Source organism: Micromonospora sp. NPDC000442 (assembly GCF_042898635.1).
Lineage (GTDB): Bacteria > Actinomycetota > Actinomycetes > Mycobacteriales > Micromonosporaceae > Micromonospora.
The window spans coordinates 207,767-233,894 of record NZ_JBIAYZ010000005.1; the positions used below are offsets into that span (position 1 = coordinate 207,767).

At 71.2% G+C, this 26,128-nt stretch carries 20 protein-coding genes and 1 pseudogene; 13 read left to right on the forward strand and 8 right to left on the reverse strand.

Annotation, left to right across the window (positions count from 1 at the left end; all coding sequences use genetic code 11):
• Positions 1-52 precede the first annotated feature (52 nt).
• Positions 53-706 carry a rhomboid family intramembrane serine protease gene (locus ACFY2A_RS10130; protein ID WP_363921592.1) on the forward strand — a complete coding sequence of 218 codons (654 nt, stop codon included), beginning with the start codon at positions 53-55 and terminating at the stop codon, positions 704-706.
• Here ACFY2A_RS10130 and ACFY2A_RS10135 read toward each other — a convergent pair.
• Both ACFY2A_RS10135 and glpX read right to left on the reverse strand, forming a co-directional pair.
• Positions 636-1,664 (reverse strand): DMT family transporter, encoded by a 1,029-nt coding sequence (locus tag ACFY2A_RS10135; protein ID WP_387170408.1) that lies wholly within the window; start codon positions 1,662-1,664, stop codon positions 636-638. The genes ACFY2A_RS10130 and ACFY2A_RS10135 overlap by 71 nt on opposite strands.
• The gene (gene glpX, locus ACFY2A_RS10140; protein ID WP_387170410.1) at positions 1,661-2,692 is read right to left on the reverse strand and encodes a class II fructose-bisphosphatase; all 1,032 of its coding nucleotides are present in this window, start codon (positions 2,690-2,692) and stop codon (positions 1,661-1,663) included. Before glpX ends, ACFY2A_RS10135 begins: the two co-directional genes overlap by 4 nt.
• Positions 2,693-2,836: 144 nt before the next feature.
• Here glpX and ACFY2A_RS10145 point away from each other — a divergent pair, with 144 nt between their 5' ends.
• From ACFY2A_RS10145 to ACFY2A_RS10155, 3 genes are all read left to right on the forward strand, one after another.
• Positions 2,837-3,412, forward strand: a complete 576-nt coding sequence (locus ACFY2A_RS10145; protein WP_387170412.1) for a DUF4245 domain-containing protein — start codon at positions 2,837-2,839, stop codon at positions 3,410-3,412.
• Between the two features lie 195 nt (positions 3,413-3,607).
• Positions 3,608-4,390: a hypothetical protein gene (locus ACFY2A_RS10150; RefSeq protein ID WP_387170414.1), complete on the forward strand. Its 783-nt coding sequence runs from the start codon at positions 3,608-3,610 to the stop codon at positions 4,388-4,390.
• A 181-nt stretch (positions 4,391-4,571) separates the two neighbouring features.
• Positions 4,572-5,408, forward strand: a complete 837-nt coding sequence (locus ACFY2A_RS10155; protein ID WP_387170416.1) for a hypothetical protein — start codon at positions 4,572-4,574, stop codon at positions 5,406-5,408.
• 208 nt (positions 5,409-5,616) lie between these two features.
• On the opposite strand, the gene ACFY2A_RS10160 is transcribed toward ACFY2A_RS10155, so the two are convergent.
• Positions 5,617-5,847, reverse strand: coding sequence for an exodeoxyribonuclease VII small subunit (locus tag ACFY2A_RS10160; RefSeq protein ID WP_387170418.1), 231 nt, complete (start codon positions 5,845-5,847; stop codon positions 5,617-5,619).
• 184 nt (positions 5,848-6,031) lie between these two features.
• Entirely contained in the window at positions 6,032-7,267 is a 1,236-nt protein-coding gene (gene xseA / locus ACFY2A_RS10165; RefSeq protein ID WP_387170420.1) for an exodeoxyribonuclease VII large subunit, read from the reverse strand.
• Positions 7,268-7,419: 152 nt separating this feature from the next.
• On the opposite strand from xseA, the gene ACFY2A_RS10170 reads away from it, so the two are divergent.
• The 3 genes from ACFY2A_RS10170 to ACFY2A_RS10180 all read left to right on the forward strand — a co-directional run bounded on the left by ACFY2A_RS10170 (position 7,420) and on the right by ACFY2A_RS10180 (position 9,850).
• On the forward strand, positions 7,420-8,409 hold the full coding sequence (locus ACFY2A_RS10170; protein WP_363921606.1) for a 4-hydroxy-3-methylbut-2-enyl diphosphate reductase: 990 nt from the start codon (positions 7,420-7,422) through the stop codon (positions 8,407-8,409).
• A gap of 77 nt (positions 8,410-8,486) precedes the next feature.
• Entirely contained in the window at positions 8,487-8,939 is a 453-nt protein-coding gene (locus tag ACFY2A_RS10175) for a hypothetical protein (RefSeq protein WP_363921608.1), read from the forward strand.
• Between the two features lie 74 nt (positions 8,940-9,013).
• On the forward strand, positions 9,014-9,850 hold the full coding sequence (locus ACFY2A_RS10180; protein ID WP_387170422.1) for a hypothetical protein: 837 nt from the start codon (positions 9,014-9,016) through the stop codon (positions 9,848-9,850).
• Between the two features lie 96 nt (positions 9,851-9,946).
• Here ACFY2A_RS10180 and ACFY2A_RS10185 read toward each other — a convergent pair whose 3' ends face one another.
• The gene (locus ACFY2A_RS10185) at positions 9,947-13,213 is read right to left on the reverse strand and encodes a S8 family serine peptidase (RefSeq protein ID WP_387170424.1); all 3,267 of its coding nucleotides are present in this window, start codon (positions 13,211-13,213) and stop codon (positions 9,947-9,949) included.
• Between the two features lie 162 nt (positions 13,214-13,375).
• Positions 13,376-14,545 (reverse strand): DNA recombination protein RmuC, encoded by a 1,170-nt coding sequence (locus ACFY2A_RS10190; RefSeq protein ID WP_363921614.1) that lies wholly within the window; start codon positions 14,543-14,545, stop codon positions 13,376-13,378.
• A 114-nt stretch (positions 14,546-14,659) separates the two neighbouring features.
• On the opposite strand from ACFY2A_RS10190, the gene ACFY2A_RS10195 reads away from it, so the two are divergent.
• Positions 14,660-15,400, forward strand: a complete 741-nt coding sequence (locus ACFY2A_RS10195; protein ID WP_387170425.1) for a hypothetical protein — start codon at positions 14,660-14,662, stop codon at positions 15,398-15,400.
• A 161-nt stretch (positions 15,401-15,561) separates the two neighbouring features.
• Complete coding sequence (locus tag ACFY2A_RS10200) at positions 15,562-16,152, forward strand: dihydrofolate reductase family protein (RefSeq protein ID WP_387170427.1); 591 nt, start codon at positions 15,562-15,564, stop codon at positions 16,150-16,152.
• 140 nt (positions 16,153-16,292) lie between these two features.
• On the opposite strand, the gene ppc is transcribed toward ACFY2A_RS10200, so the two are convergent.
• Positions 16,293-19,079 carry a phosphoenolpyruvate carboxylase gene (gene ppc, locus ACFY2A_RS10205; protein WP_363921620.1) on the reverse strand — a complete coding sequence of 929 codons (2,787 nt, stop codon included), beginning with the start codon at positions 19,077-19,079 and terminating at the stop codon, positions 16,293-16,295.
• 251 nt (positions 19,080-19,330) lie between these two features.
• On the opposite strand from ppc, the pseudogene ACFY2A_RS10210 reads away from it, so the two are divergent.
• Positions 19,331-19,525 (forward strand): annotated as a pseudogene (locus tag ACFY2A_RS10210) (LD-carboxypeptidase); the annotation flags it as partial.
• A gap of 24 nt (positions 19,526-19,549) precedes the next feature.
• Positions 19,550-20,185 carry a hypothetical protein gene (locus ACFY2A_RS10215; protein ID WP_387170724.1) on the forward strand — a complete coding sequence of 212 codons (636 nt, stop codon included), beginning with the start codon at positions 19,550-19,552 and terminating at the stop codon, positions 20,183-20,185.
• 206 nt (positions 20,186-20,391) lie between these two features.
• Here ACFY2A_RS10215 and ACFY2A_RS10220 read toward each other — a convergent pair whose 3' ends face one another.
• Positions 20,392-21,306 (reverse strand): cyclase family protein, encoded by a 915-nt coding sequence (locus ACFY2A_RS10220; RefSeq protein ID WP_387170429.1) that lies wholly within the window; start codon positions 21,304-21,306, stop codon positions 20,392-20,394.
• 282 nt (positions 21,307-21,588) lie between these two features.
• On the opposite strand from ACFY2A_RS10220, the gene mfd reads away from it, so the two are divergent.
• Positions 21,589-25,236, forward strand: a complete 3,648-nt coding sequence (gene mfd / locus ACFY2A_RS10225; RefSeq protein WP_387170431.1) for a transcription-repair coupling factor — start codon at positions 21,589-21,591, stop codon at positions 25,234-25,236.
• Between the two features lie 123 nt (positions 25,237-25,359).
• Positions 25,360-26,127: a hypothetical protein gene (locus tag ACFY2A_RS10230; protein WP_387170433.1), complete on the forward strand. Its 768-nt coding sequence runs from the start codon at positions 25,360-25,362 to the stop codon at positions 26,125-26,127.
• The last annotated feature ends 1 nt before the right edge of the window (position 26,128 follow it).

Sequence of the window (26,128 nt, forward strand, 5' to 3'; positions counted from 1 at the left end):
CTCGTGCCCGGAAAAGTGGCGGCTGCCGGCGTTTACTGATAGCTGTTGACGGGTGACCCTGCTCCCCGGGAACGGCGATCCCCACCGGTTTGGCACCGTGGCCTTCTACGCGTCCATCGGACGGGCCTTCGTCGCCATGTGCGCGGTGGTTCCGGTGCTCTTCCTGATCGAGGGCCTCGACGTCTGGCTCGGCGCCGGCTTCGACTCCGCCGCCGGGATCATCCCGCAGCGCATCGACGGGCTGGACGGCATCTTCTTCTCGCCGTTCCTGCACCATGGCTTCGACCACCTCTACAGCAACAGCATCCCGCTGATCCTCCTCGGCACGTTCGTGCTGGCGGCGGGTGGCCGGCGCTTCCTCTGGTCCACGCTGGTGATCGTCCTGGTCAGCGGGCTCGGCGTGTGGTTCACCGGCTCGTCCAACACGATCGTGGTCGGCGCCAGCGGGGTGATCTTCGGGTACCTCGGCATCCTGCTCACCCGGGGCATCTTCGAGCGGAGCTGGTGGAACTTCGCCGTGTTCCTGCTGGTCGGTCTCCTCTACGGCGGCCAACTGGTCGGCGTCCTGCCCACCGACGAACGGATCTCCTGGCAGGGGCACCTGTTCGGGCTGCTCGGCGGCATCGTGGCGGCGATCATCTTCCGTCGTCGTCGGACCGACCTCGACGGGCCGTACCGCTCCGAGTCGCCGATGACCATGCCCTGACGCGTCCGCCTAGCGCGGCGACCGCCACGGCGACCAGGGTCAGGACGGAACCGAGCAGGGTGGTCGGGTCCGGGTGCGAGGCGGCGGACGGCATCAGCACGTCCAACAGCACCGCACCGACCACCTGACCGGCGACGGTGGCCAGGCCGAGCAGCAACACGCCGGTGAGGCGGACCACCGCAGCGGCCACCGCGATGAACATGACGCCGATCGGCCCGCCGAGGTAGAGCCAGAGATCGGCGGGCAGCCCGCCCGGAGGCCGACCCCGCAGCGCGAGGCTGACGACAAACGCGACCAGCAGCACCGCCGTACCGGCGGCGAAGTTGACAAGCGTGGCGGTCAGCGTGCTCTCGGTGACCACCCGGACCCATCCGTTCACCGCCTGCTGCCAGGCCACCGCCACCCCGGCCAGCAGCGGTAGCACGGCCAGCCCGAGAGTCGCCGGCTCGCGGAACCGGTCGCTGACCGCCAACAGCACCGCGACCACGGTCAGCGCCGCACCGGCCAGCCGGGCGCCGGTCACCGGTCGCCGGCCGCTCGGGCCGATCCCCGCCCGGTCGACGAGCAGGCTGCTGGCGGACTGGCCGGCCACGACCGCCACCGTGAACACCGCGACTCCCAGGGGGCCGACGGTGGCGCCCTGAGTGAACACCAGGAACGCACCGCAGGCGCCGCCGAGGCACTGCCAGGGCCGAAGCGTGCCCCGGCGCAGGGCGGTACGCAACGTGGTGAGCCCGCGTCGCCCGGCACCGGTGGCGGGGACCAGCACCAACAGCAGCAGCAGGCCCGAACCGAACGAGATGACCGCGGCGGTGAGCCCGTCGCCGAGGCGTACGCCCAACTCACCGTTGATCCGCGACTGGGTCGCCACGGCGACCCCGGCGAGGGTGGCCAGCGCCACCGCGCCGAACCGGCGACCCGCCGACACCGCCGGCCGGGTCGCCGTCGGGGCGCTCAAGCCTGTTCGTCCAGCGGCCGGCCGTCGAAGTCCACCGCCGAGTACAGCGCCAGCTTTTCCAACCGGTGGTACGAGTCGATCACCCGGATGGTGCCGCTCTTGGAGCGCATCACGATCGACTGGGTGTACGCCCCGCCGGCCCGGTACCGCACTCCGCGCAGCAGGTCACCGGAGGTGATCCCGGTGGCCACGAAGAAGCAGTTGTCGCCGGTGACCAGGTCGTCGGTGGTGAGCACCCGGTCCAGGTCGTGGCCGGCCGCGACCGCCTTCTCGCGCTCGGCGTCGTCCCGTGGCCAGAGCCTGGCCTGCATCATTCCGCCCATGCACTTCAGCGCGCAGGCGGCGGTGATCCCCTCCGGGGTGCCGCCGATGCCCATCAGCACGTCGACGTCCGACTCGCCGCGGGCGGCGGCGATCGCACCGGCGATGTCGCCGTCGGAGATGAAACGGATGCCGGCCCCGGCGCGGCGGATCTCGTCGACCAGGCCGTCGTGCCGGGACCGGTCGAGCACACAGACGGTGACCTCGGAGACGCTGGTGCCCTTGGTCTTGGCGATGCGCCGCAGGTTTTCGACCGTGCCGGCCTCGATGTCCACCACGTCCGCGTACGCTGGGCCGACGGCGAGCTTCTCCATGTAGAAGACCGCGCTCGGGTCGAACATCGCGCCCCGTTCGGCCACCGCCAGCACCGCGAGGGCGTTCGGCATCCCCTTGCTCATCAGGGTGGTGCCGTCGATCGGATCCACCGCGACGTCCACCTCGGGACCGTCGCCGTCGCCGACCTCCTCGCCGTTGAACAGCATTGGGGCGTTGTCCTTCTCGCCCTCGCCGATCACCACGATGCCCTTCATCGGGATCGAGTTGATCAACTTGCGCATCGCGTCGACGGCGGCCCCGTCGCCGCCCTCCTTGTCACCCCGGCCGACCCACCGGCCGGCGGCCATCGCCGCCGCCTCGGTGACCCTGACCAGATCGAGGGCGAGGTTGCGGTCGAGATTCTGTGGAATTCGCGTCCTGATGGTGGTCATGTAAACGGCTCCTCCTCGCGGCGGTGCGGGGCGGGCCGGCGCTGCCGGCTTCGTTCCTGATCCTCACACGATGGCGGACGCGCAGCCGGGTCGGGGCGGTGATGGCACGGATACCGCCGGTCGGGCTGCTGCGAGAATGGTCCGGTGGAACCTGCACAGCCTGCCGACCGCGCACCCGCCGACGAGCCCGTGCCGCCGCCCGCCGCCGCCGCGAAGTCCGAGCGGTCGCCGCGGGACATGGCCATCTCGCTGCTGGTGCTGCTGATCCCGATCGCCCTGCTGCTCGCCTTCTACCGGGGCTTCCTCGGCGGGGACCAGCCGAACACGGTCGACCCGGCGCCCGCCTTCGAACAGGCGAAAACGGCGGGCGCGTTTCCGGTGAGCGAACCGGTCGAGCTTGGCGACGGGTGGCGGGCCGTGCGCGCGGCCTACCGCACGGCCGAGGACGGGGCGATCCTCCGGGTGGGATATGTCACCCCGGAGGGGCGGGGCCTGCAACTGGTGCAGAGCAACGTGCCGCCGGAACGGCTGCTGCCGGCCGAGCTGACCGACGAGGGTCGGCCGCAGGGGCAGACCGATCTCGGGTCCGGCACCTGGCAGCGGTACACGGCACGCGGCAACGAGCAGGCGTTGGTGCTGCTCCAACCGGAGCGCACGGTGATCGTCGTCGGCGACGCCCGGGACAACGAGCTGCGGACGCTCGCCACCGCCGTGGACTGAGCGTCCTCGATCCGGTCGCGGAGCCGGTGACGCCAGCGCACGCCGACCCTCGGTGCGGCTGAGCCGGCCACATCGGGTGCCCCCTGCATGTCGGTCCGATCCGCTACGCTCCCCGGGTTCGATGCCTGGCCGGCTGCGGCCGGTCGGGCTTTCCTGCTTGAAGAGAGACGATCTGTGAACATTCGACGGTGGAGCGTGGGCCTCATCGCCGCCACGCTGCTCGTTCCCGGCCTCGCCGCCTGCAACAACTCCAGCGGCGACTCGTCCTCCGCGGGCTCCTCGACCGAGTCGGGCATCCCGGCCGACCCGAAGGCGGCGCTTGTCGCCTCCACCAAGGGGCTGGCCGAGGGCAACTTCACCTTCACCATCGCGGCTGACTCGATGACCGGCAAGGGCACGTTCCACAAGCCCAGCAACAGCGCCCAGATGACGATGACCATGGGTGACGAAGACTTCACCATGGATTTCGACCTCATTCAGATCCAGCCGGACACCTGGGTGAAGGTCGACCTGGGTGACCTGTTCGCCGGCGTCCCGGGGATGGAGGCGATCAAGGACAAGTACCAGCACCTCGACGCCGCCAAGGCCAAGGACGCGAAGAACCTCGACATCTTCAAGGAGGGCACCGACCCGGCCGACGCCGCCGGCATGTTCGAGGGCCTCGCCGAGGTGCAGAAGACCGGCGAGGGCACCTACAGCGGCACCTTCGACCTCACCACGGTGAAGGACTCGGTGGCCGCCGACGAGGACATGCTCAAGGCGCTTGGTGACCAGGCCAAGGCGATCCCGTTCACCGCGAAGCTGGACGCCGAGGGCCGGCTGAGCGAGCTGGTCATGTCCCTCCCGGCGGCAGGCGAGACCAAGGCCCAGGACATCAAGGTCACCTACGGCGACTACGGTGCGGCGACCGCCGTGCAGAAGCCGCCGGCGGACCAGGTCATCGAGGCGAGCGAGCAGACCTACGAGATGTTCAAGTAGGCCGAGCGGCAATGCTGCGGGGGTGGGCTCAGCCCACCCCCGTTCGCGTTCCGGCGCACCGTTCACCGCCGATGCCGGGGGTGTGGCCGGGTTCGGGTGATTGCGGGTGCCGCCGGTAGGGAACAGAAGAGGGGAGCCTCCGGCGCGAGAACGCACCGGATGACCCTGCTGGGAGACACCGATGACCGTTCGACGACTGAGCGCCGGCCTGGTGGCCGTCGCCCTCTTCACGCCCGGAGTCGCCGCCTGCACCACCACCGGCGACGCCGGGCCGAGCGCCACACCGTCCGCCCCCGCCAGCGCCACCGGTGCCGTACCCGAGGTCGACACCGACGCGAAGCAGGCGCTGCTGGACTCGACCCGGGAGATCCAAAACGGCAACTTCAGGTTCAGCACGACCGGCGCCGGCTCGGTGGCGGAGGGGCAGGTGCACCAACCGAGCCAGAGCGCGGAGATGCGGGTACGCCTCGGCGAGTCGACCGACGACCTGGCGATCAGCCTCGACCTCATTCACGCGAAGCCGGACAGCTGGGTGAAGCTGGACCTCCAAGGCCAGGCGGCCACCAGCGTGCCCGGGGCGGACCGACTCAACCTCGGCAAGTACCACCACCTCGACCAGAGCCGGATTCAGGGCAACCGCAGCCTCGGCTTCGACTTCGACAAGGTCGACCCCGCCGGCAGCGAGGCGTTGACCCAGGCCGTCACCGAAGTCCGCCGCACCGGCGACGGGGCGTACGCCGGCACTCTCGACCTGTCGAAGGCGGCCGACGCCGGCGCCCTCGACCCGGCCGTGATCACCGCCCTCGGTGCGGAGGCGAAGTCGGTGCCGTTCACCGCGACGACCGACGCCCAGGGGCGACTGACCGAGATGGTCATCCAGTTGCCCGACGGCGGGCGGCCCGCCGGGCAGGAGATCAGGGTGACCTACTCCGACTACGGCAACGCGACCGAGGCGACCAAACCCTCGGCCGACCAGGTCGTCGAGGCACCGCCGGAGCTGTACAACCTGTTCGACTGAGCGCGGGGCGTGGCCGGACGGCGCACACCTTCAGCCTCGCCCGTCAGGAACCGTGCGCGGCGCGGCGGGAACCGATCGGCTCCTGCCGCGCCGCACAAGCGGCCTGGCTCGCGGGCTGGCCGTTGCGCTGGGGCGGCCTGGCTCCGTCACTGCGGTGGCCGGGTCGTTCGCGCTGGTGGGTCGGCCGACGGCGGGTGCTCGGCCTGCGTCAGACGGCCGGGTCAGGTCGGGCGGCGTCGATGCGGGCGCGGGCACCGTCGAGCCAGCGCTGGCAGATGACCGCCAGCGCCTCGCCGCGCTCCCACAGGGCCAGCGACTCCTCCAGCGAGGTGCCGCCGGCCTCCAGCCGCTCCACCACCGACGCGAGTTCGGCGCGGGCCTGCTCGTAGCTGAGCCGCTCGTCCGACCCGCTGGTCTTCTCGTCAGTCATCGCACCCATCTCAGCACAACCGCCCGACACCCCCGATCACCGCACCGCCGTCGACCGCGCCCGCGCCGGGGGCACGCCGCCGGAGGCGGTCCGGCGAGGCGACCCCCCGAGCCCGGATCGAGTGGTGTCAGGTGGCTCGGAAGCCCTGCGGCGCCGGGCCGAGCCCACCGGGCCCGGGCCGTAGGCGTACGGATCAGGTGTCGACCGTGGCGGACAGTTCGCCGTCGGCGAGGCGTACCCGCAGCGGGTCGCCGGGCGCCACCTCGGTGGCCGCCCGTACGACGTGGCCGTCGGCGCGTTGCACGATGGCGTACCCGCGGTCGAGGGTCGCGGCCGGGGAGAGCGCGCGCAGCCGGGCCAGGGTGTGCCGGAGGTCGTCGCCAGCGGCGGCGAGGCGGTGGTCCAGACAGCGGCCGGCGCGCTGACGCAGGGCGGCCACCTCGGTGGCCCGCTGCTCGACCATCACCTGTGGTCGGGCCAGCACCGGTCGGGAGCGCAGCGCGTCGATGCGGTGGGACTCCCGGTCGACGAGGTTGTGCACGGCCCGATGCAGCCGGTGCCGGGCCTGCTTGATCAGGCGTACCTCCTCGGCCAGGTCGGGCACCACCCGCTTGGCCGCGTCGGTGGGGGTCGACGCCCGGACGTCGGCCACGTAGTCGACCAGCGGTGCGTCCGTCTCGTGGCCGATCGCACTGACCACCGGCGTGCGACAGGCGAAGACGGCCCGGCACAACGCCTCGTCGGAGAAGGGGAGCAGGTCTTCGATGCCACCGCCGCCACGGGCCAGGATGATCACGTCGATGCTCGGGTCCGCGTCCAGCACCTTCAGTGCGTCCACGATCTGGGGGACGGCGCTCGGGCCCTGCACGGCCACGTTGACCGTCCGGAACTCCACCGCCGGCCAGCGTCGGCGGGCGTTTGTCAGCACGTCCCGCTCGGCAGCGCTGGCCCGACCGGTGATGAGCCCGATCCGCTGCGGCAGGAACGGTGGGCGGCGCTTCCGCGCCCGGTCGAACAGCCCCTCGGCGGCCAGCAGCTTCTTGAGTTTCTCCAGCCGGGCGAGCAGTTCACCGAGGCCGACCTGCCGGATCTCGTCGGCGCGCAGGCTGAGCGTGCCCCGGGCGGCGTAGAACTCGGGCTTGGCGTGCAGCACCACGCGGGCACCTTCGCGCAGCTCCGGGGCGCCGGAGTCGAGCACGTCGCGGTTGGTGGTGACCGTGAGACTCAGGTCGGCGGACGGGTCACGCAGCGTCAGGAAGACGGTGCTGGCACCGGGTCGCCGGCTGATCTGCGCCACCTGCCCGTCGACCCACACCCATCCGAGTCGGGCCACCCAGGCACCGATCTTCTGACTGACCACCCGCACCGGCCACGGCTCATCCGAGCTGCTCTTCCCCCCAGCTCCCACCGCTGCCTCACCCGCACTCACCCGACCACCCTACGGTCTCCGCCCCCGGCAGCGTTGATCATGAGGTTGTTGTTCGCGGTGCGGCGTGTCGCGGGTGACAACTTCATGATCGACGGGCGGTGGGCGTCGCCTCGGGCGCTGCCGGGTGCGGGGGTGGCACGTACGATGAGGGGGTGACTGAGGTTGAGACGACTTCCCGGACCGGCAAGCGCGTGCTCCTGGCCAAGCCCCGCGGCTACTGCGCGGGCGTGGACCGGGCGGTGCAGACCGTCGAGGAGGCGCTCAAGCTCTACGGTGCCCCCATCTACGTCCGCAAGCAGATCGTGCACAACAAGCACGTGGTGCGGACGCTTGAGGCCCAGGGCGCGATCTTCGTGGAGGAGAACGAGGAGGTGCCCGAGGGCGCCACGGTGATCTTTTCCGCGCACGGCGTGGCGCCCGAGGTCTACGAGCAGGCGAAGCAGCGGTCGCTGAAGGCGATCGACGCGACCTGCCCGCTGGTGACGAAGGTGCACCACGAGGCGAAGCGGTTCGCCGCCGAGGACTACGACATCCTGCTCATCGGCCACGAGGGGCACGAGGAGGTCATCGGCACCTCGGGCGAGGCACCGGAGCACATCCAGCTGGTGGACGGCCCGGAGGACGCTGACCGGATCACCGTCCGGGACCCGAACAAGGTGGTCTGGCTGTCGCAGACCACCCTGTCGGTGGACGAGACGATGGAGACCGTCGCCCGGCTCAAGAAGCGGCTGCCGATGCTCCAGTCGCCGCCCAGCGACGACATCTGCTACGCCACAAGCAATCGCCAGCACGTGATCAAGGAGATCGCGTCGGAGTGCGACGTGGTGATCGTCGTCGGCTCACGCAACTCGTCCAACTCCGTACGCCTGGTCGAGGTGGCCCTGGACGGCGGTGCCCGTGGCGGCCACCTGGTCGACTTCGCCCACGAGATCGAGGACGCCTGGTTGGCCGACGCGCGGACGGTGGGGCTGACCTCGGGTGCCAGCGTGCCGGAGGAACTGGTGCAGGAGGTGCTGGCGCACCTCGCCGAGCGCGGCTTCACCGACGTGGAGGAGGTGGTGACCGCAAACGAGCGGCTCACCTTCTCCCTGCCGCAGGAGCTCAAGCGCGACATGAAGGCCGCCGCAGCGGCCCGCGACTGAGCCCGCCAGGCAGGCCCGTGAGCACCCCAGGCAGGCCCGATGGAACTGTTCGCCCGCCCGCTGCGTCAGAGCTTGGTATGAGGACCATTCGGATCGCCGCGACCGCGCTGATCGTCTGCACGGCGCTCGCCGCCTGTGCCGGCCAGGACGCGGGGGACGGCACCGCCACCCCGACCCCGACGGGAGCGTCACCGGTGACCGAACTGCCCACCCCGGACCCGACCGGATCCGCGCCCGCGCCCTCGCCCTCCGAGCCGGTGGACCCGACCGTACCCACCACCCGGCCGACGGTCAGGCCGAGCGCCCCGTCGAAGCCACCCGCGACCGGTCAGATCACGTTGACCGGCCGGGTGGAGTCCGGCGTCGAGCCCGGCTGTCTGTTGCTCGATGGCTACCTGCTGCTCGGCGGGCCCCGCGACGTGCTCACCGCGGGTGCGTCGGTGACGGTGACCGGCCGCCCCGACCCCACCATGATGTCCACCTGCCAGCAGGGCACCCCGTTCGTCGTGGCCTCCGCCAAGCGCGGCTGAGCGCGCGGCTCCGGAGGCACCCCCGGCGGCGGCACGGGCCCGCGATGTGGATCAATTGATGGCAGGATGCCCGGGTGCGGTACCGACCGATCCTTCCTGCGGCGGCCGGGGCCCTCGCCGCCGTCCACGTCCTCGGCATTCTCACCGGTGTTCCCCTGCTACGCCAGGCCGAGGTGGCCGCGTTGCTGCTGCTGTTGGCGTACGCGCTGACCGTCCGGCCACCGGGCCGGCCCTGGGCGGTGCCGATGGCGCTCACCGTGCTGGTCGTCGAGGCGTGGACCACGATGCCCGCCGATCCCGCCGACCGGAAATGGCAGGTGCTCCGGCCCGGTGCGGTTGACCCCACCCTGGGATTCGTCACCGGCCTCCGCCTGAGCTGGGCGCCGCTGGTCCTCGTCCTGATCCTGTTGTGGAGCACCCGGTGGCGCGACGCCCGCCCGGGTCGCCCCGCCCTTGCCGGGGCGGTGTTGGCGGCGACGCTGGTGGCCGCGTACGCGGTGGTCCAGCTGGTCGAGATCCACCTTGCGGTACGGGCGGCTCAGCGGCTCAGCCCTGGCAGCGGCGGCCCGTCCGACGTGGAGGTGGCCGCCGCGATGCTGGCACCCCTCGCACTCGCTTTCGGCGCGCTCGTCCTGACTGCCCTGCTGACCGGCCGCCGACACCTGCTCGCCGCCGGTGGTGCCGTCCTGCTGGTGCTGGTCGCCCTGACCCACCTCGACGCGGCACTCGCCTCGTTGTCACTCCCGCCGTACACCGCACGTGGCGCCCTGCTCACCGCCGCGTTCCATGCCAACGCGAGTCTGCCTGCGGCCGGACCGGCCGTCCTCCTCGCCGTCGAGTTGGCCGCGTACCTGCTGCTCGTGGTGGGTCTGGTCGCCCGCCACGAGCAACGGGTCGAGCCGGCCGGCTGACCGGGCCGGTCAGAGGACCGCATCGGGCAGGTGGACAGACGGAAGCCCGTCTCCGGAGATCCGGAGACGGGCTTCCTGGTGGTGCGGGTGGTGGGGTCAGTTCACCGCGCCGATGGAGACCGCGCCGCGGCCGACGACCGCGCCTTCGGTGGTCACCACGGCCAGCTCACCGTAGAGTGCCCGACCCGCGGACGGGGCGGACTGGGCGGTCACCGTGCCCGAGATGGTGCCGGTGGCACCGTGGGCCAGGGTGAGCGGCGTGCTCGGCGCCGAGAGGGTGCCGAGCGCCGGGGAGGAGAACGAGTCCCGGTAGTCGTACTCGGTGCTGCCACCGGCCCCGTCGACCGAGTACGCCTCGACGACGACGGTGTAGGTGCCAGCCGCCGGGTTGTTCAGGGTGACGAACTCCTCCGAGTCGCCGTCCGCGTTGTACGCGATCAGGGCGCCGCCCCGGTACACGAACAGGTCGAGGTCGGCACCGGCGTCCGAGGTGTTGCCGATGCGGGCGGTGAAGCTGGTGGCGCCCGCCGGCACATCCACGGTGAACTCCTGCGTCGCGTACTCGACGATGGTCGGCCGCTCCGCGTGCGAGCTGGACAGCGCGCCGCCCTGGCCGGTCACCGTGACCGGGCCGAAGGTGTTCTTCAGCGACCAGGTGACCGGGGTCGGGGTGCCGGCGGTGACCGACGGCAGCTCGACCACGGCCGGTTCGACCGCGACGCCCTGCACCCGTGCCTGGATCTGGTACGGGTTGTTCAGCGACGGCGAGGTCCGCCGGGACTCGACCTCGATCTCCCAGACGCCCGGCATCGGGTTCTGGTAGTCACGCTCGAAGGCGTTGCAGACGACCGTGCTGTTGTGGTTGGTGAAGCAGGCCAGGCTGGAGGTGCTCTCCACCGGAACGCCCCACGGGTTGAACGCGATGAAGCGCGTCTGCGACCCGGTGGCGATGCCGGAGAGGTTGACCTGGAGTGCACCGGCACCCGGGGGCACCGTCACGAAGTACGACGTGGTGCTGTTCCGGTCTACCGAGCCCTGCGCCGAGTAGGCGAAGTCGGGCTTGCTGACGTCGTTCGAGGCCACCACCACGGCGGAGACCTCGAAGTCGATCGTGTTGGTGGCCGGGTCGTCGACGGTCACGATCGTGCCGTGCGCGCCGACGGTCTTCGGCTTGGCGATGATCGTGATGGTGACGGGCGTGTTCAGCGGCAGCGTGACGTTCTTCGGCGCCGAGAAGGTGCCGTCGTTGCCGCGTAGACCCACCTTGTGCTTGACATTGCCGGTCGGGCCGCTGGTCCGGGTCAGCGTGACCTGGTACGACTTCGACTGGTTGACCTTGTGGCCGCCGTCGGCGGAGCCGCAGCGGTTGTAGAGGCCGGTGCCGTGGTTCGGCGTGGCCAGCAGGCCGGAGAGCACCGTGCAGACCGGGGCGTCGGAGGTGTACGAGCGGGTCTGGACGCCCTTCTTCAGCAGCTTCCAGGCCCCCGGCACGTTGAACATGCCGTAGCCCTGCCCGTAGGTCGGGGTGTCGGCGATCGGCTTGGCCGAGGTGTAGATCGCCCGGCGCAGCATCTCCGGGGTGATGCCCTTGTCGGTCGCCCGGGCGGCCGAGAGCAGCAGCGCGGCGGCGCCGGCGGCCTGCGGGGAGGCCATCGACGTGCCGTTGAACATGCCGTAGCCCGGCGGCAGCGCGTAGCCGGCCTCGGCGACCGGGCTGCCGGCCTGCCACACCGGGGTGGTGGAGATGGCCGAACCCGGCGCGGCGATGTTCGGCTTGGCGCCACCGTCCTCACGCGGACCGCGCGAGGAGAAGTTGAACAGGGCGTTCTTCTTCTTGACCACCGAGCCGTAGTTGGCCAGCCAGGTGTCCTTGCTGACGCTGGCCGCGACGCTCACCACGTTGGTCGACGCCGACGGGTCGCCGATGGTGTTCACACCCGGGCCGGAGTTGCCGGCCGAGATGAACATCTGCACCCCGTACGTGTTGATCAGGTTGTTGTAGAGGGTGGCGCGGGCGTTGTTGCCGTCGTTCAGCGCGGGCAGGCCGCCGATCGACATGTTGATGACGTCGACCCCGCGGTTGATCACCAGATCGGCCATGCCGGTGGTGAGCGCGGCGGCCGTGCAGCCACCGCCCCAGGAACAGGCACGGGAGGAAACGATCTTGGCGCCGGGGGCGGCACCGTCGAACGCGCCGTTGCCGAGCATGTCGTTGGCGGCGGTGATGCCGGCGACGTGCGTGCCGTGGGCGCTCTCGATGATGCCGATGTTGACGTAGTCCACCAGGCCGGGGCCGCCGACCGGAGTGGTGTCGACGTTCTTGCGGTACTCGACGACGAACGACATCCGCTCGGTGATCGCGGTCGCCGGGTTGTCGGTGCCGAAGTGGCCGACGTCGAACTTCTCCTTGTACGGCCGCATCACGGCCTCGTCGGTGAAGTCGCCGTCCTGGTCGGTGTCGACCCAGATGTTGTTGGTGGCCGGGTCGAACAGGATGCCGAACTGGTCGGTGTTGTCGCCGTCGCGGTTGACGTCACCGGCCGGGTCGCTGTTGTTCGTGGTGTTCTCGTTGAACAGGTTGAACCGGTAGGTGCCGGCCGGCGCGGTCCAGGTGCGACCGGCCAGGTTGAACGTCGGCCCGGTCACCTGGTTGAGCATCGGCCGCCAGGTGGCGTCCTCGAACGGGTCGGTCGCGGTCACCCAGTCGACGATCTTGCGCTCGCCGGTGGTGGTCTCCTGCAGCGCCGGGTGCTCCAGGTCCACACCGGAGTCCATGATGCCGATGGTGACGCCGCGGCCATCCCATTTCTTGTGCCGCTTGACGAACTTGACCGCACCGGTCTCGTTCGTCGGCATGTACGGGTTGTCGGCCTTCGTGCTGGCACCCGGCCCGCTGAGCGTGCTGCCCTGCTTGCCGCCCTTCTTGCCGCCGGGGGCGACCTCGGGCTTCGGGTCGGGCAGCTGGATCTTCTCGTCCAGGTCGATGGTGGCCACGCCCGGCAGCTTGGCGGCCTTGACCGCCTTACCGGTCGGCACCTTGGCGAGCACGTAACCGATGGTGTCGTAGCGCTCGGTGACGGCCGCGCCGAGGTCCTTGAGGTCGTCGGCGACGTCCTTCGCCTTGCCCTTGTCGGTGGCGACGATCATCGTGACGGTGGGGGCCTTCTTCGCCTCCGCCTCGGCGAGCAGCTTGGCGTCGTGCTGGTCCAACGCCTCGGCGGGGGTGGCCTGCGCGGCGTCCGGTCCGGCAGGAGCGGCGCTCGCGGTGGCGGCACCGCCCGCCACGGTCACGGCGCTGGCCGCCATCACCGAGGCGAAGAGCGCAGCGGAGGTACGCCGGCTCAGGTTTCGGGGTTTACTCACGTTCTCTTTCCTCCAGAGAACTCAGGCGCCCTCAGATGCAGGGCACGCGTGAGCGAAATACTTCGTGGTGCCGACCGTCGATGTCACTACCGTTGGGTACGTTGTGACCATCTCGTGATATGCGAGACGCTCATTGTCACATCGAAGATGATAGGGCCAATTTCAGTTAGACCGAGTTCGATCATCTGGAGTGGATTCCACCAGCAGCTCCGGCGCCTGCGGCTGCCGGGGAGCCAGTTCCACCTGCCCCGGCGTGGGCAGTTCCTGATCCGACACGCCCAGCTCGGCCAGTTTGCGGGCACTCACCAGCACCCGTGCCTCCAGCGAGCCCACCGCCCGGTTGTACGCGGTGACCGCACCACCGAGTGAGGCGCCGAGCTTGCCGACGTGGTCACCGAGCGTCGACAACCGTCCGTACAGTTCCCGCGCCACCGTGTGCACGGCCATCGCGTTGCGGGTCAGCTGCTCCTGCCGCCACGACCAGGCGACCGTACGGAGCAGCGCGACCAGGGTGGCGGGGGTGGCCAGCACCACGTTGCGGGCGAACGCGTGCTCCAACAGCGTCGGATCGCGTTGCAGGGCGACGTCCAGGAACGGATCCGCCGGCACGAACAGCACCACGAACTCCGGAGTGGACTCGAACGCGGACCAGTACGACTTGGCGGCCAACGCGTCGACGTGCGCCCGGAGGTGTCTGGCGTGCGCGTCGAGGTGGGTGTCCCGGCCCCGCTCGTCGCGCGCCTCCATCGCGGTGAGGTACGCGTCGAACGGCGCCTTCGCGTCCACCACCACGCTCCGGCCGCCGTGCAGGCGGACCACCAGGTCGGGGCGTACCGTCTGCTGGTCGGTGGCGGCGGTGACCTGCTCGGCGAAGTCGCAGTGCTCCAACATGCCGGCGGCCTCGACGATGCGGCGCAACTGGTGCTCGCCCCACCGGCCGCGTACCTGCGGCGCGCGCAACGCCGCCACCAGCTGTTTCGTCTCCGTCCGCAGCTCACCGGAGACCGTGCTCATCGCGCGGACCTGCTCGCGCAGCTCGGCGTACGCGTCGACCCGCTCACGTTCGAGGTCGGCGACCCGCTGCTCGTAGCGACGCAACGTCTCGTGCAGCGGAGCCACCGCCCGGGCGACCGCCTCCTGCGACTGGGCCGTCGCCTCGTAGCTCAGCGCCCGCATCGACTGCTCCAGCCGCCCCTCGCCCTCGCGGGTGGCGCGCAGCGTGGCGTCCAGTCGGGCGATCTCGGTCGCCGAGCGGGCCCGGGCGGCGAACCAGCCGACCGCACCGCCGGCACCGAGACAGACGACGACAACCGCCAGGGTCGAGAGCTCCATCCTCAGCAGCTTGCCAAAGGTGGGCCCGCCGCGCCCGGACGGGTGCACCCGTGATTTCCCGAGCCGGGCTCGTCGCAGCGGGGATCGTTGGCCCAGGCTGGGTACGTTGAGGTGGTGGAACCTCTGCTGCTCGTCCTGCTCGTGGCGCTGCTCGGCGGTGCCCTGCTCTGGTGGCGGCGGGAACGCGCCGCCCGCGAGGCCCGCAATCTCGCCGACGTGCAGGCCGACGCGCGGCGGTGGTACGAACGCCTCGGCGGGCAGGTGATGAACCTGAGCGGCGAGGAGGCGGCGGTACGCCAGGCGCTGGCCGACGCCGCCGAGCGCTACCACGCCGCCGGATCGCAGTTGGAGCAGGCCAGGAGCATCACCCAGTACCGGCTCGCCCGGGAGACCGCGGTGGAGGGCCTCACCTACATCCGGGCGGCCCGGCTGGCGCTCGGCATCGACCCGGGTCCGCCCCTACCGCCGTTGGTCGCCGCCAGCGGTGCCGGGGAGTTGACCGTGCCGCGTCAGGTCGAGGTGCAGGGTCAGACGTTCAAGGCCGGCCCGCAGCCGGGCCAGGACACGCCCTACTACTACCCGGGCGGGCGGGTGCGGGGCCGACCGGTTCCGGCCGGCTGGTACTCCACCCCCTGGTGGCGGACGGCGCTCGGTGCCGGCGTCGGAGTGCTGGGCGGCATGCTGATCGCCGACGCGCTGTTCTCGCCGTCCTTCGGCGATCCCGGCTACGACGCCGCCGCCGCGGGCGGCTTCGACGATCCGGGCGACGTCGGCGCGGACTTCGGTGGCGGTGAGTTCGGTGGTGATTTCGGCGGCGGCGATCTCGGTGGTGACTTCGGCGGCGGGGACTTCTGACACACGCGTTCGCTACGGTCTGCGCAGGAAAAACCACCGGTGGAGACCGGCGACCGTGACCGAGCCCGCGGCGTGACATCCGGGCAGCTCGCCAACGGTATGTGCGGTGTCCACCACACGCTCGGTCCTGACGTCGCCGTGTCTACTCAGGAAGGCTCCGAATGGCGCGAATTCTATTGGATGTCACGATGTCACTGGACGGCTTCATGGCCGGCCCCAACGTCAGCGTCGAGCACCCGATGGGCGAAGGTGGCCTTCGTCTGCACAAGTGGATTTTCCACACCTCGACCAGTGAGGTGGACGCCGAGATCGAACGGGAAATGTCGGAGACCACCGGCGCGGTGGTGCTCGGCCGGCGGACGTTCGACGTAGGCGTCAACGTCTGGAACGACACCCCCTACCCGGTGCCCTGCTTCGTGCTGACTCACGACCCGCTGGCCGAGCGGGTGGAGAAGAGCGGCACGTTCACCTTTGTCACCGACGTGCGCGATGCCTACGACCGCGCCACCGCTGCCGCCGGCGAGCGCGATGTCCGACTGATGGGGGCAGAGGTCGGCCAGCATTTCCTGACCGCCGGTCTGGTCGACGAGATCCGGCTCCAACTCGCACCCGTACTGCTCGGCGCGGGCCGTCGGCTGTTCGAGCACCTGGGCGAGGAGCACATCGAGTTGGAGCGACTGGCCGTCGTCGAATCACCGCACGTGACGCATCTGCGCTACCGGGTCCGCCGGGACGCCGCACCGGGGTCCTGACCCTCCCGCCGCCCGAATCGACGAGCAACGCCCCGGTCACCCGGGCCAGGGCCGCTGCGCCGGCGAATTCGACGGCCGCCCGGTGGTTGACGAAGGGCCCCTCCTGCGCCCAGGGCGTGACGAGGGGCCCTCCGTACACCTCAGCCGGTGTTGCGCATGCCGGCCGCGATGCCGTTGACCGTGGTGAGCAGGGCCCGCTCCAGGGCAGTGCCGTCGCTGGGTGCGCGCCGGCCGCCCGGTGCGGTGGCCACCGCCCGTCCGGCCGCCCCGGAGTCGCGGTACTGCCGCAGCAGCGCCACCTGAAGGTGGTGCAACGGCTCCAGGTAGGTGTCGCGTACGGCGAGGGTGCGTTGCAGCACCGGGGAATTTTCCAGCAGATCCGGTGAGTCGGTGACCGCGAGCACCTCGCGCCGGGTCAGCTCGTACTCCTGCTCGATCTTGTCGAAGATCGGGTGCAGCTTCTTCGGGACCAGGGTCTCCACGTAACGGCGGGCGATGCCGAGGTCGGTCTTGGTCAGCATCATCTCCACGTTGGACAGGAACGTGCGGAAGAAGTGCCAGTTGCGGTGCATCTCGGCAAGCACGTCGGAAAGCCCGGCCTCCCGGGCGGCGGCCAGACCGGAGCCGACCCCGAACCAGCCGGGCACGATCTGCCGGGTCTGGGTCCAGCCGAACACCCACGGGATGGCCCGCAGCCCGGACAGCCCGGCACCGGTGTTCGGCCGCTTCGCCGGCCGGGAGCCGATGTTCAGCGCACCGAGCAGCTCCGTCGGGGTGGAAGCCCAGAAGTACGCGGGCAGGTCCGGATCCTCCACCAGCGAGCGGTACGACCGGTACGCCGACTCGGACACCACGTCCATCGCCGCGTCCCAGCGTTCCAGCATCTCGGCGGGCTGCCGGGGCCCGGTGTGCAGCAGGGTCGCCTGGAGCACGGCGGCCACGCTCAGTTCCAGGTTCTCCCGGGCCAGCGCGGGCAGGGTGTACTTGTCGGAGATGACCTCACCCTGCTCGGTCACCTTGATCGCGCCGTCCAGGGTGCCGTACGGCTGGGCCAGGATCGCGTCGTGCGTGGGGCCACCGCCGCGCCCGACCGTGCCGCCGCGGCCGTGGAAGAGCCGCAGGTGCACCCCGTGCCGGGCGGCCACGTCGCGCAGTGCGCGCTGGGCCCGGTGGATGGACCACTGGCTGGTGGTGATGCCGGCCTCCTTGTTGGAGTCGGAGTAGCCCAGCATCACCTCCTGCACGTCACCTCGGGCCGCCACCAGCGCCCGGTACGCCGGCAGCGACAGCAGTTCGTCGAGCAGTTCGCCGCCGGAGTTCAGCTCGGCCGGGGTCTCCAGCAGCGGCACGATGCCGATCCGGGCCCGGCCGCTGTGCACGTCGACCAGGCCGGCCTCGCGGGCGAGCACCACCGCGGCGAGCACGTCGTCCACGCCGAGGGTCATCGAGATGATGTACGACTCGATCACCTCGGAGCCGAACCGGTCCTGCGCCTCACGAATGGTGCTGAACACGTCGAAGGTCTTGCGGGCCGACTCACTCAGCGGGGTGTCCGCCGTCGACAACGGCCGGCGGCCGGTCAGCTCGTCGGCGAGCAGCTTGGTGCGCTCCAACCGGCTCAGCGACGGGTAGTCCTCGACCTCACCCACCGCCGCGTACAGCTGGGTGAGCACCTCGTGGTGCTTCTCGGCGTGCTCGCGGACGTCCATGGTCGCCAGGTGCAGGCCGAACGCGGAGACGGTACGGATGGTCGAGGCGAGCCGGCCGACGGCGGTGAGCTGACCGGAGTTGCGGGCCAGCGAGGCGCGCAGCAGATCCAGGTCGGCGATCAGCTCGGCTGAACCACGGTAGTCCCGCCCGGGCACGTGCGGGGTGCCCTGGCGCAGTCGGGCCCGGGTGTTGGCGAGCTTGGCGCGTACGCAGCGAGCCTTCAGCCGGTACGGCTCCTCGGCGTTGACCCGGCGGAACCGGGGCGCCACCTCGGGCAGCGCGTCGAGGTCGGCGGCGAGGCTGGCGGACAGGTCGAGTGACACCCCGCGCAGTCGGCGGGAGACCGACACCTCGCTGATCAACTCTTCCATCGCCGCTTCGGTGGCGGTCAGGCCGTGCTCGTGCTGAATGGCCAGCACCTCGCGGGTCACCGTGGGGGTGACGAACGGATTGCCGTCCCGGTCACCGCCGATCCAGGTGCCGAAGGTCAGCGGCCGGGCCGTCGGCGAGGTCTCCACGCCGAGCGTACGAAGCGTCTCGGCGAGGTCGTCGAGCACTTGCGGAGCCGCCTCGGCGTACAGGTCACGCAGGTAGTAGATGGCGTTGCGTGCCTCGTCGGTCGGGTCCGGCCGATCGAGCCGCAGCTCGTCGGTCTGCCACATCAGGTCGAGCAGCTCGGCCAGCCGCCGGTTCGCCGGACCCTCGTCGCTGGCGCCGTAGAGAATCGCGTTGGCCGTCTCGGCGTCCAGCTCGTCGGCGATCGCGCGCAGCTTCGACAGGATCGACCGGCGGGCCGCCTCGGTCGGGTGGGCGGTGAAGACCGGACGTACCGCCAACCGGCGGGCCACCGAGGCGATCTCCTCGGCCGGCACCCCGCGCTCGGCGATCATCTTGGCCGCCTGGTCCAGCCAGCCGCCCTGGACGGCGCGGCGGCGGCGCAGGTCCCGGGCACGGTGCACCTGTTCGGTGATGTTGGCCAGGTGGAAGTAGGTGGAGAAGGCACGGGCCAGCTTGGTGCCGGTGGTCACATCCAGCCCGCCGAGCCGCCGGGCGGCGGCCGGGGCGTCGGTGCGGACCTGGGCGCGGATCTCCTCCACGAGGTCGAGCAGCGGGCGCCCCTCCTGCCGGGCCAGGGTCTGCCCGAGCAACGTGCCCAACCTGCGGATGTCGGCGCGCAGGGCGGCGTCGGGGCCGTCGTGATCGTGCTGGTCGGTCACCATGCGCTCCTCACGTCAAGTACGAAGGACAGCGCTGTCCGACTCCCCCGATCGTATCCACGTGAACCCGGCTGAAAGGAGGGGCCCCAGGTTGTCGCCTTCATCATGTTCCGGGGACGTTGACGGTGGCGACCGGATGTGAGGCTTGTCGTTCCGAGGCGTGCCGGCGCAGTCGCCCACCGTTCCCAGGACCGAAATCGCTGGTGGCGGGCGATAGCTTCAGCCCGTGACAGCGTTGCGCTACCCCCCGAAACCCCGCCCGGGACCTGACCGCTGCCTTCGCCGATCCGACGATCACCGCCGTGCTGGCCACCGTCGGCGGCGACGATCTGATCACCGTGACGCCGCATCTGGACGACGAGGTGCTGCGGGCCAACCCGAAGCCCTACTTCGGGTACTCCGACAACACCAACCTGCTCAACCACCTGCACCGGCTGGGCATCGTCAGCTACCACGGCGGGTCGGTGCTGGTGCATCTCGGCCGCCCCGGCGCGCTGCACCCGCTGACCGCAGACTCGCTGCGCGCGGCGCTGTTCGGCAGCGACTGGTACGACCTGACTCCGGCGCCCGAGTGGGGCGACGAGCCGAACGACTGGCACGATGCCGGATCCCTCGCCGACGAGCCGGTGATGTTCCCCGGCACGGGCTGGCGTTGGCAGGGCCTGGCGACCGTGGTCGAGGGGCGTACCTGGGGTGGCAACCTGGAGGTGCTGCACTGGCTGCTCGCCGCCGACCGGGTCGCTCCAGCGGCCACGCTTGCCGGTTCGGTCTTCCTGATGGAGACCTCGGAGGAACTGCCGCCGGCCGTGGAGGTCTACCGGATGCTGCGTAACCTCGGTGAGCGCGGCCTGCTCAGTGGCTTCCCCGCCGCGCTTGTCGGTCGGGCCAAGGCGTGGGAGTTCGGCCGCCGGCTCACCCCGGCCGAGAAGCAGACGTACGCCGGGGAGCAGCGGGCCGCCGTCAGCCGGGCCTTCGCCGAGTACGCCCCCGAGGCGGTCCTGGTCTTCGACGTCGACTTCGGTCACACCGACCCGCAACTGATCATCCCGTACGGCGGCGAGGCCCGGGTGGACGCGGTCCAGCGGCGTATCTCGGTGCGCTACTGACGGCCCAGCCAGCCACCGAGGCGCGACATCCACTCGACATGCGGGATGTCGCGGTATCCGCGCCGACGGAAGCCGCGATATCCCGTATCCGGAGTTGACCTTGCCTCTCGGTCCACGACGCTCGGTCCACGACGCCCCTCAGCCCACGACGCCCCTCAGCCCACGACGCCCCTCAGCCCACGACGCCCCTCAGCCCACGACGCCCCTCAGCCCACGGCGGCGAAGGCGCGGACGGGGAAGGTGCCCATGCCGGCCACCCTCGGTGGGGTGGCGGTGAACCGGAAGCCGTCCGGCGGGACGGCGTCCAGCCCGGTCAGGTGCTCCACGATCGGGATGCCGGCGGCCAGCAGGAGGCTGTGCGCGGGCCGCTCACCGCCCGCCGCCGGACCCATGTCGTCAATGTTGATCGAGTCGATGCCGACCAGGGCGGCCCCCGCGTCCACCAGCGCCTTCGCGCCGTCACCGGTCAGGTGGGGTGCCTCCGGTGCGCCGTACCCGGCGGTGCCGAAGTGCGTGTCCCAGCCGGTGTGCAGCAGCACCGCCTTGCCGGCGACGTCGTACGGTGCCAGCAGCAGACGGTCCACCGCGCGGGTGCCGGCGGGCAGCCTTACGACGAGTCCGGGCAGGTCGGCGAGACGATCCAGCGGGAAGCCGGACAGGTCGGCACCATCGGCGTACCGGTGGGCGGGGGTGTCCAGGTAGGTGCCGGTGTTGGCGATCATGTCGATCCGGGCCACGTGGAACTCGGTGCCCGACGCGTAGTGCTTCCGCGAAGCCTCGCGGGTGAGCCACTCGGTGATCCGCGGTGCCGGCCAGCCGGGCAGGGTGGTCATCCCATCGGTGACCAGGTGACTCAGCTCGATCAGCCGCCGCCCGGTGGCGCCACCCGGGGCGCCCCCGACGGCGCGACCGCCCTTGTGCGGTTCCTCGATGACCGTCTTGTTGGTGATCCGTACGTCGGACACCATCAGCAGGCCGAGATGCCGGACGAGCAGCGCCGCCAGGTCGGTGTCGTCGATCCGGTCGCCCTGGATGTCCAGCCGGAACCCCTCGGTGGTCAGGCCGCCGCCGTTGGCGAAGGCGACCTCGGCGTCGAACTGCACTCGATACTCCCCGTTCATCCAGGCAGCCGACCACAGCCGGGTACCGGCGTCAATCCCGGTCGGTGCCGAAACCCGCTGCGCCCGCCTCGAGGACGACGTGACGGTGAGCCGTCTGCGCAGCCAGCTCGACAGGGGCCCGCGAAGCAACGTCGCACCGGCCACGGCCACCGTGCTCGCCCGGGCGGCGATGGCCCTGGGTGGCGGTGATTCGTCGGCCCGGAGAGATAGTGTCAATCGGTAAAGACCCCCCGTCCGGTCCGGACGCGGGGTGATCGTCGTGTCCCCACCTCGGAAGTGATCATGACTGCGCTCACCGGACTGTTCGCCGCTGCCCTGGCCGACCCGGGCCTGGCCCGCGTCCGTGACCTGGCGCGCTCCGGTGCGGCCCAGGTCGACGGGCTCGACCTGACCGCCCCGCCGGCGCTGCGCCCGTTCGCGGTCGCCGCGGTCGCGGCGGATCCCGACGACCGGGCCGGCGGTGCGGGGCGGCCGGTGCTGGCGGTCACCGCCACCAGCCGCGAGGCCGAGGACCTCGTCGCCGCGCTGGGCAGCCTGCTGCCGCCCGAGCAGGTGGCGATCTTCCCGAGCTGGGAGACGCTGCCGCACGAGCGGCTCTCCCCGCGCTCCGACACGGTCGGTCGGCGGCTGGCCGTGCTACGTCGGCTCGCGCATCCGGACTCGGCGGACGCGCACGGGCGCACCGGCCCGCTGCGGGTGGTGGTGGCCCCCGTCCGCTCGGTGCTGCAACCCCAGCTCAAGGGGCTCGGAGACCTGGAACCGGTCCGGTTGGCCGCCGGTGACGAGGCCGACCTGGAGCAGGTCGCCCGCCGGCTGACCGACATGGCGTACGCCCGCGTCGACCTGGTCACCAAGCGGGGCGAGTTCGCCGTGCGCGGCGGCATCCTCGACGTCTTCCCGCCCACCGACGAGCACCCGTCCCGGGTCGAGTTCTGGGGCGACGAGGTGGAGGAGATCCGCACCTTCGCCGTCGCCGACCAGCGCACCATCGAGCAGATCGCCCAGCTCTGGGCCCCGCCCTGTCGGGAACTGCTGCTCACCCCCGACATCCGGGAGCGGGCCGCCACGCTCGCGCAGCAGCACCCGGAGCTGGCCGAGATCCTCGACAAGCTGGCCGGTGGGATCCCCGTGGAGGGAATGGAGTCCCTGGCACCGGCGCTGATCGGCAACGACTCGATGGAGCTGCTGCTGGACTGCATGCCGGCCGGCACCCACGTACTGCTCTGCGACCCGGAGCGGATCCGCACCCGGGCGCACGACCTGGTGCGTACCTCGGAGGAGTTTCTCCAGGCCAGCTGGGCCGCGGCCGCCGTCGGTGGCCAGGCCCCGGTCGACCTCGGCGCCGCCGCCTTCCACACCCTCGCCGACGTACGCGCACACGCCGCGACCCTGCGTCAGCCCTGGTGGACGCTGTCCCCGTTCGGCCTGGCCGAGCCAGCCGGTCCGGCCGCGACCCGGCAACCGTGGGAGGACGAGCCGGAGACGGTCGACGTCACTCCCGACGACGCCATCGCGGTGGCGCTGACCGCCCAGCCCGCACCGCTCTACCACGGCGAGACCGCCCGGGTGGTCGACGACCTGAAGCGGTGGGCCGGCGAGGGCTGGTCGATCGCGCTTGTCTTCGAGGGTCACGGTCCCGCCCAGCGGGCCGTCGAGGTGCTGCGCGACGGCGGTCTCGGTGCCCGGATGACCGAGGAGGTGCCGGCCGCGCCCGCCCCGGGTGAGCTGCTTGTCACCTGTGGCAGCCTGACCGGCGGTTTCGTCAACGAGGCGGCCCGGTTCGTGCTGCTCACCGGCAACGACGTCACCGGTGGTCGGGGCGTGTCCACCCGGGACATGCGGAAGATGCCGAGCCGGCGGCGCAACACCATCGACCCGCTGGAGCTGCGCGCCGGTGACCACGTGGTGCACGAGCAGCACGGCATCGGCCGGTACGTCGAACTGGTGCAGCGCACCGTGAACGGTGCCTCCCGCGAGTACCTCGTCATCGAGTACGCCCCGAGCAAGCGCGGCCAGCCCGGTGACCGGCTCTTCGTCCCCACCGACCAGCTCGACCAGTTGAGCCGCTACGTCGGCGGCGAGCAACCGACCCTGCACAAGATGGGTGGCTCGGACTGGCAGAAGTCCAAGGCCCGGGCCCGCAAGGCGGTCCGCGAGATCGCCGCCCAGCTGATCCAGCTCTACGCCGCACGCAAGGCGTCGAAGGGGCACAACTTCGGGCCGGACACCCCGTGGCAGCGGGAGTTGGAGGACGCCTTCCCCTGGCAGGAGACGCCCGACCAGCTCGCCGCCATCGAAGAGGTCAAGCGGGACATGGAGCAGAGCATCCCGATGGACCGGCTGATCTGCGGCGACGTCGGCTACGGCAAGACCGAGATCGCGGTACGGGCGGCGTTCAAGGCGGTGCAGGACGGCAAGCAGGTCGCGGTGCTGGTGCCGACCACGCTGCTGGTGCAGCAGCACTACAACACCTTCGCCGAGCGGATGAGTCAGTTCCCGGTGACCATCCGGCAGCTGTCCCGCTTCCAGACGCCGAAGGAGGCCGAGCAGACCCTCACCATGGTCGCCGACGGCACCGCCGACATCGTCATCGGCACCCACCGGCTGCTGGCGTCGGCCACCCGGTTCAAGTCGCTCGGGCTGGTCATCGTCGACGAGGAGCAGCGCTTCGGCGTCGAACACAAGGAACACCTCAAGTCGATGCGGGCGGCGGTCGACGTGCTGAGCATGTCGGCCACCCCGATCCCGCGCACCCTGGAGATGGCGATCACCGGCATCCGGGAGATGTCCACCATCGCCACCCCGCCGGAGGAGCGGCACCCGGTCCTCACCGCCGTCGGCGCCCAGGACGACCGGCAGGTGGCCGCCGCGATCCACCGTGAGCTGCTCCGCGACGGCCAGGTCTTCTACCTGCACAACCGGGTCGAGTCGATCGAGCGGACCGCCCGCAGACTCCGGGAACTGGTGCCCGAGGCGCGGGTGGCGGTGGCGCACGGGCAGATGGGTGAGGACGCCCTGGAGAAGGTGATGGTCGGCTTCTGGGAGAGGGAGTACGACGTCCTGGTCTGCACCACCATCGTGGAGTCCGGCATCGACATCCCGAACGCCAACACGCTGATCGTGGAGCGGGCCGACCTGCTCGGCCTGGCCCAGCTGCACCAGATCCGCGGCCGGGTGGGTCGCGGCCGGGAACGGGCGTACGCGTACTTCCTCTATCCGCCGGACAAGCCGCTCACCGAGCACGCCCACGAGCGGCTGGCCACCATCGCCCAGCACACCGAGCTGGGTGCCGGCATGTACGTGGCGATGAAGGACCTGGAGATCCGGGGCGCCGGCAACCTGCTCGGCGGCGAGCAGTCCGGGCACATCGAGGGCGTCGGGTTCGACCTGTACGTGCGGATGGTCGGTGAGGCGGTGCAGGCGTTCAAGGGCGAGCGCCCCGAGGAGGATGCCGACATCAAGATCGATCTCCCGGTGGACGCCCACCTGCCGCACGACTACGTGGCGGTGGAGCGGCTGCGTCTGGAGATGTACCGCAAGCTGGCCGAGGCCCGCGACGAGGAGCGGCTGCGGGAGGTGGCCGCCGAGATGACCGACCGGTACGGCGAGCCACCCGCGCCGGTGCAGAACCTGATCGCGGTGGCCCGGTTCCGGCTGCTGGCCCGGTCCTATGGCCTCACCGACGTCAGCCTGCAGGGCAAGCACCTCCGCTTCGGCCCGCTGCCGCTGCCGGATTCCAAGCAGTTGCGGCTCAAGCGCTACCACCCCGACTCGGTCTACAAGGCGGCCCTCGACCAGGTCAGCGTCCCCCGCCCGACCACCCGCCGGGTCGGTGGCGAGCCGCTACGCGACCAGGCCCTGCTGGACTGGTGCGCCCAACTCCTCTCCGACGTCCTCGGCGCACCCGCCCTCGCCGCCTCCCCTCGCTGATCATGAAGTTGTTGTCCTGCCACGCCGAGCAGGGTGACCACAACTTCATGATCGACCGGTGGGGTGGCGGGGGCGGGGGACCTGTCAGGGGTGGGTGGGGTGGGGCATGAGAGAGTGACGGGCATGCGTGCTCGCCGTCTTGTCGCCGTCGCCAGCGTGGCGGTCGGCCTCATCGCCCTCGCCGGTTGCCGTTCCGAGCCTGGTGTCGCCGCGTACGTCGGGGACCACCGGATCACCGAGGACGCGGTCACCGAGGTCATCGAGGACGCTCAGGCGAAGAACCCGACCCCGACCGAGGCGGACGAGGTGCCGCCCGGCCAGGAGCCCCAGCTGCCCGGCCAGGAGCGTCAGTTGCCCGGGCGCAGCCAGGTGGTGAGCACCCTGGTGCTCAGCGAGGTCTGCGAGCGGATCTCCGCCGCCGAGGGCTACCGCCCGCAGAGCCAGGTCGACCCCGCGCAGGTGGCGCAGGGCATCGGCCTGAGCCCGGAGACCGGGTACGTGCGGCAGGTCGCCGAGCTGTACACCTGCCTGTCCGGGATCCCGATCGGCGCCCCGGTGGCCCCCACCGAGCAGGAGCTGGTCGACCTGGTCGAGGCGGGCAAGCGGGCCGGCGCGGTGCCACCCGAGGTGACCGTCGAGCAGGCCGCCACCCAGCTCGACGGCGAGCAGCTGCGCCAGGCCCTGGCCAACCGCAACTCGCTGCGGGAGGCCGTCGAGACGTACGACGTGACGGTCAACCCCCGGTACCGGCCGCTGGTGTTCCCGGTGCTGAGCTTCACCGGGCAGGCCATCGCGGTGGGCGTGCCGCTGGGCGAGCCGGCCTCCGACGCGGTCAACGACATCTCCACCCCGAGGCCACGGCCTGAGCCGGCCGTGCCGACCGACGGCTGAC